Genomic DNA, 12775 nt, shown 5'->3' with positions numbered 1-12775 from the left:
AACGTGTGCATCACGATATCCCTGCCGTCGTACTTGATATGAGTGCCACCGGAATCGGTATCGTCAGAAGCCTGGCACAAAAAGGAATTAAGGTTTACGCGTTTGATACTTTAGGAAAATACAAAATTGGTAAAACGCGGCATGCCATTTGCGGCGCCTGTCCAAATCCGGTAACCGAAGAAGAGGAGCTGCTCTATTTTCTCTGCCAAGTTGGTCATAACTTTCCGCAGAAAGCGGTCATGTTAGCAGGCTCAGATGATTATGTTCATTTTATTTCAAAAAATAGATACGTTTTATCGCAATATTATCGTTTTTTATTGCCAGAGCACGCTCTTATCGAAGCAGTCCTCGATAAACGACTCACCTATGAATTAGCCGTTAAATACTGCGTTCCCTGTCCAAAGACTTTTATCGTAAACGACGAGCATCAGCTAGATCAAATTATCGGTCAACTGATCTTCCCCTGTATTTTAAAGCCTGTCCATTCCTCTCATTTTCGCTCTAATATTGACCACAAGCTGTATAAAAAAGCCATCTTGATTGAAGATGCCGCTCAGCTACAAGAGGAATATCTTTTTTATCGTCAATATGGAGAGCTAATGATTCAAGAAGCCATACCAGGTGAAGAGAATGCCATTTTCTCCGTTAAAACCTTTTTTGATAAGAAGATGGATTTAAAGGGTCTGTGGATGAATCAAAAGCTCCATCAATTTCCGCCGCACTTTGGCTCTTCGGCACTGGTCGTCAGCAAAAGGGAGGAAGAAGTCATCGAGCTTGCTGTACCATTTCTAAAGTCAATTGAAATGAAGGGATTGGCAATTGCTGAGTTTAAGAAGGATCCTAGAGACGGAAAGTTTAAATTCATCGAAATTAACCCAAGGATTGGCTTGACTCAAGGCTTATCGATTGCTTGCGGCGTTGATTTAGCATATTTATATTATTTATCACTCACGAATCAAAATCCGGATCCGGTCGTAGTGCAGAAAGATGGAATCAAATGGGTCTACTTTGTTCGTGATTTCTTGTCTTACCGGCAAAGGAAAAGACTTGGCGAGACGACATTTTTCCAGTGGCTGAAGGGGCTTTCTGGGAAAAAAGTCGAAGCGCTGTTCAGGTGGGACGATCCGCTTCCGTTTATTCGCAGCTTCGTCTCGCATCTTCGAAATTTATGGGGCAGGCATTAAAAAATTTGTATCAAAGGGGGATTTTTCCTTTGACCAGTAAGAAAGAAATTAACAGCCAATGGAAGCACTATGGCTGGGAAGAAAAGTTTGCGGGCGTTCTTCAAAAACCCGTCACCTTAAGCGAAATAGAATGTTTGAAAAATTCACGAGATAAAACTAGCGTTTGGAAACTAACCTTAAATTCTGGATCAGAAACCGTTCCTGTCATCTTGAAAATTTTTCAGCAACCGCTAAAAGAAAACCACCTAGTAGAAATGAATATGTATCGTAAGGCTTATCCAGTTTTTCAGGAAATGATGCCGAAAATGATCTGGCTAGAGTCTGATGTAAAGAATGGTGAATTCTGGCTATTTACTGAATGCTTGGAGCCCGTTCGGGGGCAGATTAAGCTGAGACCTTATCATCTGGAACGGATGATTCCAACGGTAGCTAAATTTCATGCCCTTACTTTTAAAAACCGTCTTTCGGATAAGCAGGCGACGTTATTTGATTCATGGCTTCCCCGTTATGAGTCTAAGGAGTTGACTGCGGAGAGGATCCAGCATATAGAAAAAACAAAGGAATACCTTGATTTAGCCATGCAGGATCCAGATTTAAGGAAAGTGGTAGAACCTGCCTATGATATCATTAAAGTCATTTTGGGAAAGGGGCCAATATTTTTCCCGGAAGTCATTGAAGCGGGGCAGTGCCTCATCCACGGTGATCTTCATATTCACAATATTTGCTGTCAAGACACGAGTGATGAACACAATTGGCCTGTTCAATTGATTGATTGGGAATCTGCCAAATACGCACCTTGCTGGTATGATCTTGTTGTACTTGTTGAACTACTTATTGATTTCCGCGGCGATTGGCAAAAGAAGGAGGATGACATTCGCAGCCGATGTGTAGACATTTACAACAAGGAAATGGCAAAGTACGGAATTGTCTTTAAAGAAGATCCTGTTAAACTTTTAAAAATGAATTATTTGCAACGGGTTTTGGAAAAAAGATTGCTTAATCATTTACGAAGGGTGTTAAACGGAGAAAAGAGCCTCCTTTTAAAAAGATACCTGGAGAAAATCGTGGTTTGGGGTAAGGAGCTCGATTTATATTAGGCTTTTTATTGAAAGTAAGGGGGATCGTTTTTTATGAGAAAGAAGCAGGGCAGTCTCGCCGAACTGGATAGCAGTGAGTATAAATGAAGGTGCTGGTAACAGGTGGAGCGGGGTTTATCGGTTCGCATGTTGTGCAAAATTTAGTAAAGTCCGGCCATGATCCTGTTGTGGCCGATAATTTATGTACAGGTAGTCTTGAGTTTGTTGAAAAGGATGTCCCCTTTTACAAGGTAGATATAACCACGCCAAAGATCGAGACTGTTTTTGCAAAGGAACGGCCGGATGCGGTTATCCACCTTGCAGCACAGGTGGATGTGGCCTATTCAATTCAAGATCCGGCGGGGGACGCGAGACAAAATATTCTAGGAACGATTCAACTTTTGGCCAATAGCCAGCGATTTGATGTGAAGAAATTTATCTTTTCCTCTAGCTGTGCTGTCTATGGAAAACAGGATGATGTAAGTATAGATGAGACATTCCCTGTTAATCCTTTATCCTATTATGGGATTTCCAAGTATTCCTCAGAAATGTATATCAAAGCCTTTAACAGTTTGCATCAACTTCCATATACGATATTGAGATATGCAAATGTGTACGGACCCCGGCAAAGCACAAAAGGGGAAGGCGGGGTCATTTCGATTTTTGCGCAAAAGGTCCTTCAGGGAATTCCGCCCTTTATTTATGGCGACGGGGAGCAGACTAGAGATTTCGTCTTCGTGAAAGATGTTGGCGAGGCTAATGTACTTTCGCTTAATAGCGGTACGAATGAAACCTTTAATATTGGCTGCAATACAAAAACTAGCATTAATGAACTCTATCAATCTATCTCCAAGCTTTCTTATAAAAACATCCACCCAATCTACACGCAAGCCCGCAGTGGAGATATCCACCACAGCCGCCTTAACAACTCCAAAGCTAAGTCATTTTTGGACTGGGAGCCAAAATATGATCTTCAAAGCGGTCTAACGGAAACACTAAATTATTACTTGAACACCAATGAAAAAGGTTCATTTGGTGCCTGAACATCGCCTCCTAAACTGGGGGCTTTTTTACTTTATAGCGATAAGAATTACGGGAAAATAAAATATTATTTAAGTGTAATACTATTGGCAGACAGACTTAAGCTATTTGAAGGCAGGGATGAAAATGATTTATACAAGCATCATAATTATTATCTTATTAGTATACTTTTTGATTATTCGACCGTTAACCAATCGCAACCGTCCACAAAACATGGAACCTCCGCGCAGAAATTACTACGGCAGACCGGATTATTACCCTCCGGGAGGCGGTGGTTTTGGACGTTTTGGAACCTTCGCAGGAGGCATGGCAGCAGGAGCTTTATTGACCTATCTTTTTGAACAGGGTAGAATTGGCTTTGATCAATTTCAAGCCATGCAGCATCTGCAAGACCATGAAATCATGCAGCAGTTGATGGACCAAAATATTATCCAAGAGGATGAAATTGACCAGCTCCAGGAAGAGCTAGGGGATGACCCAAACCAGGATTACGATTATGACAATGCTGACAACGATGACCATCAGGATGATTATGATCAAGGAAATTGGGACAGCGGTGACGATAATTGGGTATAAGCCTAGATTCATTTTGAATTTTCTCAAAATAAGTTTTATTGAAAGCGTATGCTATAATATTTTTGTAAATTGAATACATCAGTAAAAGGGAGCAGTCATGATGTTAAAAGATATTTTTATGAGTCTATCGCAAAATCAATTCCTTAATAGTACTGCCAAAAAGTACGGCTTGAAGATGGGAGCACAAAGTGTTGTTGCGGGAACAAATATTGAGGAAGCAATAAAGAGTATTAAGGACCTCAACGCCAACGGAATCTCCTGCACTGTCGATAATTTGGGAGAGTTTGTATTCAAAGAAGAAGAGGCAGCAGCTGCTAGGGAACAGATTCTTAAAGTTATCGAAGCAATACATAGTAATAATGCCGACGCACATATCTCTCTAAAACCGACTCAACTTGGGTTAGATATTGATTATAGTCTTTGCTTAAACAATGTCAGAGAGATTGTCGACAAGGCAAATCAATATAACATGTTTGTCAATATTGACATGGAAGATTTCAAGCATCTTCAGCCAACGCTTGATCTTTTGGATGATCTTTCTTTGGAATACGATAATGTTGGTACGGTTATCCAAGCCTACTTCCATAATGCCATGGATTACCTTGAAAAATATAAAAACTATCGGATTCGCCTTGTAAAAGGAGCCTATAAAGAGCCTGCAGAGATTGCCTATCAGGACAAAAAGGATATTGATGCCAACTATATCAAGTTGATTGAATGGCATCTATTAAACGGCAAATTTACATCAATTGCCACTCATGATCATCGAATCATCAATCACGTGAAGGAATTTGTTAAACGGAACAATATTCCTAACGATAAATTTGAATTCCAAATGCTGTATGGTTTTAGAAAAGAGCTGCAGTTAAAGCTGGCAAAAGAAGGCTATAATTTCTGTACGTATGTCCCATTTGGCAACGACTGGTACGGCTATTTCATGCGTCGTCTGGCAGAAAGACCGCAGAATTTAAATCTTGTGGCGAAGCAAGTATTCAATAAGAAAACAAACACGATTCTTGGTGTTGCGGCTGGAGCCTTTATTTTAGGACGTGTGACAAGAGGCAATAATAATAAACGTAAATAATGAACCTCAAACTCCCATTTTCACGAATGGGAGTTTTTTTTGCTAATACATGTATTTACATGGTAAATATAAGTAAAATCAAAGAAATTAATCACGAAAAATGATATAGTAATCTAGTTGAATAGTTCGGTTAATTTTTATTAAGGAGAGAAAAGCTTTGGAAAGATTTTTACGAAACCCAAGTTGGGTTATTGTCATTTCCCTCATCACTTCATTGCTGTTGGGAGCATGTTCGAACGAACCTACATCAAAGGAAACCAACAATACAAAGGTAGATACGGTTTCAAAGGAAACAACGGAAAAGAAAGCAGAAGCTGATGTAAAAGAGTCGGCGCAACCAGCAGAAGCCGGGAATAATAGCGAGCCTGTTGCTGAGCCTAAGCAAAGTCAGGAGGAGCTTGCCAAAAGTCTAGGCTTAGAACTTGTCACTGTCGGCAGGGTCGTGGACGGTGATACAATAGTCACTTCAGACGGAAGAAAAGTTCGCTTTGTTGGGGTTAACACCCCGGAATCGACGACCAGACATGAAGTTTACGGGAAAGAAGCCAGTGATTATACGAAATCAAAGCTAGCTGGAAAACAGGTTTGGCTGCAAAAGGATGTATCCTCAACCGACCGCTATGGGCGCTATTTGCGGATTATCTGGATGGATGTACCAACAAATGATATGGATGAAGCGGAAATTCGCAGCAAAATGTTCAACGCGGATTTGGTCTTAAATGGATATGCGGAACCATCCACATATCCGCCGGATGTTAAATACAGCGAGTTTTTTGTAAAATTTGCCCGCGAAGCTCGGGAAGCAAATAAAGGTCTTTGGTCATATGGCGCAGATGGAACGACGAAGGGTGATCTGGATGGAAGTTCCACTTCAAAAAGCAGCGGTTCCTATTCAACAGGGAGCAGCACGTCTTCAGGTTCTTCATCGAGTGGAACGGATGCAAGCACCTCAGCCGGGACTAAATCTGAGGTTTTCCAAAATTGCACTGAATTGAGGAAGGTGTATCCAAACGGTGTTCCTGCCGGCCATCCAGCCTATCAGGCGAAAATGGATCGGGATAAAGATAATTATGCGTGTGAGCAATAAGATTCGCTCTAATTATTATACATGTTTACCAAATAAAAACTGTTTCATTATGAAAGTCATCGTTTGATGGCTTTTTTTATTTTTAAGTAGACAAACGGACAAAAATCGACAATGCCTTTGATATATAATAAAAAAGGACTGGATAATAATCCCTGTTTTATGATTACATATTTTTTTCGGTTATTATGGTCATTTGAAGCAGATATGGAAATACCTAGTCATTTTGACATGTAATCCTGAATAGGATAGTTGAGTGGGTCTCAAGTATGGTGTTGATAGGACAACTAGATAAAGGACAAGGGGAGAAGTTGCGTAATGGGAAAGTGGAAATGGGTCTTGCCAATTTGTTTAATTGGTAGTTTACTAGGATTGGCCGCTTGTTCTGAAAAATCGGTCAAAGAGACTACTGGGCCAAAGGTGACAGAACCGGCCAAACAGCCTGCTAAAACAGGAGAAGATAAACCTCAGAAGGAAGAACCAAAGCCTATTACAGTCAATGTTATTGATCCAAATACTAAGGCCATTATTAGAACGTTTTCGCCGAATGATATGGGCTTTGAAACAAATAAAGAAGCCTATCAAAAAGAACTTGAAAAATGGGCGAAGGAATTGGCAAGAGGAACTGAAGCGAAACCGGGATATGATCAGAAGATGGTCCTCGATAAAATCGATGCTAATGGTCAATTAATTAAAGGAAAACCTCGTATTATCCTTGAAGAATCAGAATTAGTAGAAAAAATAATGACTGCATCTGTTGCAGGCGGGGATGTGGATCTGCCGATTTATGTGACAGAAAGCGGCTATAAACCTGAAGAAATTGCTGGTTTGGGAGAAGTAGTATTGGCATCCTATTCGACTTACTTTGACAGTAGGGTGGCGGGGCGCTCCAAGAATATCGAGCTATCAGGTCAAGCAATTGATAATGTGATTGTTGGTACTGGAGATGTTTTTTCCTTTAATACAACTGTCGGGCCAAGTGATGCTGCGCATGGCTATCAGCCCGCCAAGGAGATCGTCAATAAAAAGCTGGTCGATGGGATTGGCGGTGGTATCTGCCAAACGTCTTCAACATTGTTTAATGCAATTGACAAAGTAGGTGTGCAATATATTGAATGGAATCACCATTCACTTTCGGTTGGCTATGTCCCTCCTGGCCGTGATGCCACTGTCTCCTACGGTGGTAAAGACTTTCAATTTCAAAACACTACAGGAGTGCCGTTATTAATCAAAACCCTTTACGGAAAAGGAAAATTAACCATTGAAATAAGAACATCCGCAGCCTATCAAACCATTTATGCACAGGGACATTAGGTGTTTGTGGTGTCATACATCTATATCCAATATTGGATATTGATGTATGACACCACTTTTTTATTTGGTTAATTTTTAAATGCATATTCCTTCTATACAAAGCGAAAAATAGCTATGGTTTGTTAGTAAAATATAGGAGGGAAAGGAATGAAATGGATAAATAAAATGTTCGTTTTTGTAATTGTTCTTTCCTTGATAGGCTGGGCGGGAAACTTACAGGTCTCCGCTCAAGGGACGGAGGGTCACCAGCATCATGAACTGATTTCTGAAACACATAGTGTTGAAACAGCGAGACAGAATCAAGGAGGAAACGGCGACCAAGGATTATCTGAAAAGTATCATGGACATATTTCAGACCGTCCGGAAACAAAACAGAAAAAAACGAAGCCACCTGCTCCGAGTCAGCGCTATATTCCCATTCAGCTTTTAGGAATCAATGATTTGCATGGCCAGTTAAACGTAACCCGTAAGGTAAACGGGAAACCTGTCGGACGGGCTGATTATCTAGCAGCATATTTAAAGCAGCGTGCGGCAGAAAACAAAAACACCCTGCTTGTCCAGGCAGGAGATATGGTCGGAGCTAGCCCGCCCGTTTCCGCGCTTTTACAGGATGAACCGACAATTGAGTTTTTAAACCGAATGGGCTTTGATATTGGGACTGTTGGAAACCATGAATTTGATGAAGGAGTAAATGAACTGCTTCGTCTTATCCATGGGGGAACTCATCCGAAAACAGGCAATTTTGCAGGATCCAAATTCCCTTGGGTAGTCGCCAATGTCATTAATAAAGAAACAGGCAAAACGATCTTGCCGCCTTACCAAGTCATGAAAGTAAATGGAATGCCAATCGGCTTTATCGGCGTTGTCACAACGGAAACTCCAACCATTGTGGTACCAAGCGGTGTAGCAGGTTTGCAATTTACTGATGAGGTCGAAGCCATTAATAAAAACGTTGCAGAATTGAAAAAGCAAGGTGTCAAAGCAATCGTTGTTTTAGCACATAATCCGGGTACTTCCGGTCCAAATGGGGAAAACCCAACTGGCCAGTTAGTTGATATCGCAAACCGTGTTGATGACGAAGTGGATGTGATTTTTGGCGGACATAACCATGCATATATGAATGCCACAATAGATAATAAGTTAATAGTTCAAGCCTACTCTTATGGAACGGCTTTTTCTGATGTCGATATCGAGATTGATCCAAAGACGAAGGATATTGTCACAAAAAGAGCTGAAATTGTGACAACGTTCCAGGAGGGGATTGACCCAGATCCTGAAATAAAGCAAATGATTGAAGGATATGAATCAAAAATTGAACCAATTGTAAACCGTGTCGTTGGTTCTACGACAGAACCACTAACAGCCAAGCAAAACGAAAATGGTGAATCAGTTCTAGGTGATTTCATTGCCGATGCACAAAAGCAGGCCCTAGGAACGCAAATGGCATTTATGAATCCAGGCGGGATTCGCGCAGATTTTGATTCGGGAGATATCACATGGGGCGAAGTTTATACTGTTCAGCCATTTAATAATGATATGGTGAAAATGGAAATGACAGGGCAGCAAATTCGCAATTTGCTTAACCAGCAATGGACAGACTCGAAAATGACCATTCTGCAGATTTCCGGGTTAACCTATACTTGGGATTCTGCGAAACCTGTAGGCCAAAGGGTAGGAAGCATCAAGCATGCCGATGGAACTGAACTTGATCCTAATGCTTCCTATACGGTAGCGGCCAACGTCTTCCTATCTGGCGGAGGAGACGGTTTCACTGAATTCACTAGGGCTACCAATAAAGAGATTGGTCCGGTTGATTTAGATGTTCTGGTGAATTACATTCAAGCTCAGCCAAAACCATTCACCTACAACATCCAAAATAGGATTCAGAAGGTAAAGTAATACAATCTTGCAGTTTAAGAAGGGCTTTGATTTAAAAATCAAAGCCCTTCTTTCATAATCATAATAGTCGTTATCTTGAAAACCGTTTCTTAAACTTTAAGAACCATTTTACTCAAATTTGATCTCATCACGTTATTATTGCCAAAATGGATCGTTAATGCACGGGCATCATTACCTGAAGACCGGCACCGATTGGTTCGAGTAGGGCATCACCGGAAAGGAGCAATTTTGATGGTATGGAAGCATTTATATCACCGTGAGCCACTAAACTATGACCCGCAATTCTGGGGAATGGCCTTTTGGACATTTTGCCTTTTTGTCTTTATGCAGAGCCTGACACCTACCTTTTATTCGTAAGACCGCTCAAGTTCCTCGATTAGTGACCCAACATAAGCTACCGCTTTCTTGATTGGTTCCGGGCTAGACATGTCGATGCCAGCGTGTTTAATCAGTTCTAACGGTTTCATGGTTCCGCCAGCGCGAAGGACTTCGAGCCATCTGTCGACTGCAGGCTGGCCTTCTTCCTGGATAATCTGCGCCATGGCCGTGGAAACAGTCAGACCCGCGGAGTAGGTGTACGGATATAAGCCCATATAATAGTGCGGCTGGCGCATCCAGGTCATGCGGGCACCTTCATCAATCACCACCGTGTCTCCCCAGAACTCGGAAAGAACAGTGCCAGTTACTTCTGTTAATGTTTTCGCAGTCAATGCCTTGCCTTCTTCGGCCAAGTCATACACTCTACGTTGATACTCAGCCTCGAGCAGGTGAGTGACAAAATTATGATAGTAGGTTCCTAATAACTGCAAAATAACCCAGCGGCGCATCTGCTTATCATCCTTGTACTTAGCCAGTAAATGCTGACCCAACAGCATTTCATTCATGGTTGAAGGAGCCTCAACAAAGTACATCGAAGGACGGACATTCATGATTCGTTGATTCTTATTCGCCAAATAGAAATGTCCCGCATGGCCGAACTCATGGGCGAGGGTAAAACAGCCGCGCATGTTATCCTGCCAAGTAATCAGGATATACGGATGTGCCCCGTAAGGACTTGAACAGAAGGCCCCGGTTGATTTGCCTTTATTGTCCGCCCGGTCGACCCATCTTTCTTTAAAACCTTTTTCAATTACTTCACAGTATTCAGGTCCCATGACTTTCAAAGATTCCAAGATTACCTGGCTGGCTTCTTCAAAGGTGGTACTTGGATTGAAATCCGGATCAAGAGGTGCTTTCAAATTACAGAAAAGCATTTCATCAAGACCCAAGACTTTCTTCTTCAAAAGGGCAAATCTGCGCATGTGCGGAGCCAATTCTTTAAAAATGATATCAATCTGATTGTTATACATTCCAAGTGAAACCTGCTGAGGCTCCAGGAGCATGTGAGTGACAGATTCATAATTGCGTAAGCGGGCAAGTGTAACTTGCTTTTTCACCTCTGTCGAATAGGTAGCTGCCATTGTATTCGTGTACTGTTTAAGCGTCGAAACAAAAGACTTATAGGCTTTACGACGAACATCAGTATCTTCCGAAAACTCATAACGGCTTTCAAAAAGGGCAAAGGAGACCGGCAGTTCCTTTCCGTTTGAATCTTGAATTGCCGCAAAGTCCATATCCGCCAATTTTGTCATTTGATAGATTTGGTAGGGGGCACCATGAACGTCCCCAAGTGCGGCAAGTGCTTCTTCTGTTTCAGGGGAAAGCCGATGTTTTTTTGTATTTAAAAGCTCATCTAAATTCTTCGTGAATGGTTCTAACCTAGGCTCTTCCTGAAAAAACTTTTCAAGGGTTCCTTCTTCAAAATCAAGGATTTCCGAATTGATAAACGATAGAGCAGCAATACTCTTTGTCCGTAATAAAGCAAATTTTGCGGAGTTGGCTTGGTTTTCCGGATCTGAGCCGTCTGCCGATTGCTTTAAGTTCACATATGTCCAAGCTTTGATAATCCGCATCGAATGCTGTTCCTGTGCCGACAGGCAATCCAGCAAGGCTTTAGAACTTGTATGTAAAGTACCCTTATACTGATCGAAGAAGGCAATCTCTTTATCTATTATGTCTAACTCTGCTTCCCATGCCTCTAAAGATGGGAATAAATCAATGAGATTCCAAGTGAAATCCTCGGGTACTTCGGACCTGCTTAGCCGTTTTTCGATTGTTTTATCCATACATGTATTCCCCCTAAAATATTTAGCTTCCCTAAATTTTATCATATGATTTGATTTACCTAAAAATTTAGTCAACTTTATTTTATAGAAAAAGTTAGGATATCTCACAAACATCAGCTTTGATTTAAATTTCAGTGTTAGAAAACCTTACAAATTTGCAGAATGTTCCTTCACTGTATGCCATACTAGCATTATTAAAACGATTCCTGCTCGTTAAACATAAAAATGAGCTGACAGGAGGGTGGGAACCGATGGTTAGATATTTTGTTCAATTCATCACAATCCTTTTGATTTATCTGATTGGAAATGGATTGGTGCGCTGGCTTGATCTTCCTGTTCCTGGAAGCATAGTCGGAATGGCCCTTTTATTCCTCGGTTTGACATTAAAGGTCTGTAAACTCAAGTGGGTCGAAGCTATAGCACAGCTCCATATCAAACATATTACACTTCTTTTTATTCCTTTTGCTGTCGGGGTGTGGCACTATACTGGTATCTTTCGGATCGAAGGATTAAAACTGACTGCTATACTCGCAGCCAGCAGCATCTCAGTATTGCTTGTTACGGCGGGAATGGCAGAGTTTTTCGAAATCAAAACAAAGAAGGGGAGGCAAAATGGAAAAAATGATTGAAAGCATCCTTTTATGTACCGCTGTCACGGTAATCAGCTACCTAATCGGATTGAAAGTTTTTAAGAGATATCAAAAGCCGTGGTTAAACCCTTTATATACCGTTACAGTTTTCATCATTTCGATGATTTCGTTGTTCCACTTAAATATGAAGGATTATACTTCTGGTTCTGGGGTGTTCTCCCTGCTTTTGGGAACAGCCACTGTTTCATTGGCTGTTCCTTTATACAAACATATCAAGCTAATAAAAAAATATTTTTTGGTCATTCTTTGGGCGGTCCTGTCAGGTACAATAACGGGTGTGGCGACGGTTGTGTTTTTGACCAAATTGCTCCATGTAAATAGGGAAATAATGATTACCCTCATTCCAAAATCAGTTACTGCACCCATTGCACTTTCTATTTCGCAATCGGTTGGAGCAAGCTCTTCACTAACATTGATGTTTGTTCTGTTTTCCGGTATTTTATCCCTTACTATTGGGCCTTCTATGTTAAAGTACGCACGTATCAAAAGTGGAATTGCCAAAGGCTTGGCATTGGGAACTTCTGCGCAAGCAATCGGGGCCAAGAGGGCATTTGAGTGGGGAGAACTCGAAGGTGCTATGGGAAGCATTGCTATGATTACCGCTGCCATCATTATGTCTGTATTCGCCCCTTTAATCCTTTATATTTACTGAAAAAGATTGACACTTTGTAATATTAAAGAAGGAAGATACTCAACTTCCTT

General features: G+C 41.2%; 11 protein-coding genes. 10 read left to right on the top strand and 1 reads right to left on the bottom strand.

Annotation, left to right across the window (positions count from 1 at the left end; all coding sequences use genetic code 11):
• Positions 1-5 precede the first annotated feature (5 nt).
• The 8 genes from QNN06_RS15185 (at position 6) to QNN06_RS15150 (ending at position 9258) form a co-directional block, all read left to right on the top strand.
• Positions 6-1184, top strand: a complete 1179-nt coding sequence (locus QNN06_RS15185) for a carboxylate--amine ligase (protein WP_284037836.1) — start codon at positions 6-8, stop codon at positions 1182-1184.
• Positions 1185-1213: 29 nt separating this feature from the next.
• Entirely contained in the window at positions 1214-2281 is a 1068-nt protein-coding gene (locus QNN06_RS15180; protein ID WP_284037835.1) for a phosphotransferase, read from the top strand.
• A gap of 83 nt (positions 2282-2364) precedes the next feature.
• Positions 2365-3303: an NAD-dependent epimerase/dehydratase family protein gene (locus tag QNN06_RS15175; RefSeq protein WP_217034694.1), complete on the top strand. Its 939-nt coding sequence runs from the start codon at positions 2365-2367 to the stop codon at positions 3301-3303.
• 124 nt (positions 3304-3427) lie between these two features.
• Positions 3428-3877 carry a hypothetical protein gene (locus tag QNN06_RS15170; protein WP_217034692.1) on the top strand — a complete coding sequence of 150 codons (450 nt, stop codon included), beginning with the start codon at positions 3428-3430 and terminating at the stop codon, positions 3875-3877.
• 97 nt (positions 3878-3974) lie between these two features.
• Positions 3975-4961 (top strand): proline dehydrogenase family protein, encoded by a 987-nt coding sequence (locus QNN06_RS15165; protein WP_213115570.1) that lies wholly within the window; start codon positions 3975-3977, stop codon positions 4959-4961.
• Between the two features lie 157 nt (positions 4962-5118).
• Entirely contained in the window at positions 5119-6048 is a 930-nt protein-coding gene (locus QNN06_RS15160; protein WP_249366380.1) for a thermonuclease family protein, read from the top strand.
• 315 nt (positions 6049-6363) lie between these two features.
• On the top strand, positions 6364-7359 hold the full coding sequence (locus tag QNN06_RS15155) for a VanW family protein (RefSeq protein ID WP_284037834.1): 996 nt from the start codon (positions 6364-6366) through the stop codon (positions 7357-7359).
• Between the two features lie 147 nt (positions 7360-7506).
• A complete protein-coding gene (locus tag QNN06_RS15150) occupies positions 7507-9258 on the top strand; it encodes a bifunctional metallophosphatase/5'-nucleotidase (RefSeq protein WP_284037833.1) in 1752 nt (583 codons plus the stop codon).
• A gap of 347 nt (positions 9259-9605) precedes the next feature.
• On the opposite strand, the gene pepF is transcribed toward QNN06_RS15150, so the two are convergent.
• A complete protein-coding gene (gene pepF, locus QNN06_RS15145) occupies positions 9606-11423 on the bottom strand; it encodes an oligoendopeptidase F (protein ID WP_284037832.1) in 1818 nt (605 codons plus the stop codon).
• 251 nt (positions 11424-11674) lie between these two features.
• Between pepF and QNN06_RS15140 the strand changes: the two genes are divergently transcribed.
• Entirely contained in the window at positions 11675-12052 is a 378-nt protein-coding gene (locus tag QNN06_RS15140) for a CidA/LrgA family protein (protein WP_213115574.1), read from the top strand.
• Positions 12036-12725, top strand: a complete 690-nt coding sequence (locus QNN06_RS15135; RefSeq protein WP_213115575.1) for an LrgB family protein — start codon at positions 12036-12038, stop codon at positions 12723-12725. Before QNN06_RS15140 ends, QNN06_RS15135 begins: the two co-directional genes overlap by 17 nt.
• Positions 12726-12775 lie beyond the last annotated feature (50 nt).

The organism is Neobacillus sp. 114 (assembly GCF_030127045.1).
GTDB classification, from domain to species: domain Bacteria; phylum Bacillota; class Bacilli; order Bacillales; family Cytobacillaceae; genus Neobacillus; species Neobacillus rhizophilus.
This window is presented reverse-complemented; position numbering and strand designations above follow the sequence as displayed.

Bases quoted from the DNA above. Each gene is read 5' to 3' on its own strand.
- QNN06_RS15175 (WP_217034694.1), top strand. From the start codon at position 2,365: ATGAAGGTGCTGGTAACAGGTGGAGCGGGGTTTATCGGTTCGCATGTT.
- QNN06_RS15170 (WP_217034692.1), top strand. From the start codon at position 3,428: ATGATTTATACAAGCATCATAATTATTATCTTATTAGTATACTTTTTG.
- QNN06_RS15165 (WP_213115570.1), top strand. From the start codon at position 3,975: ATGATGTTAAAAGATATTTTTATGAGTCTATCGCAAAATCAATTCCTT.
- QNN06_RS15155 (WP_284037834.1), top strand. From the start codon at position 6,364: ATGGGAAAGTGGAAATGGGTCTTGCCAATTTGTTTAATTGGTAGTTTA.
- QNN06_RS15150 (WP_284037833.1), top strand. From the start codon at position 7,507: ATGAAATGGATAAATAAAATGTTCGTTTTTGTAATTGTTCTTTCCTTG.
- pepF (WP_284037832.1), bottom strand. From the start codon at position 11,423: ATGGATAAAACAATCGAAAAACGGCTAAGCAGGTCCGAAGTACCCGAG.
- QNN06_RS15140 (WP_213115574.1), top strand. From the start codon at position 11,675: ATGGTTAGATATTTTGTTCAATTCATCACAATCCTTTTGATTTATCTG.
- QNN06_RS15135 (WP_213115575.1), top strand. From the start codon at position 12,036: ATGGAAAAAATGATTGAAAGCATCCTTTTATGTACCGCTGTCACGGTA.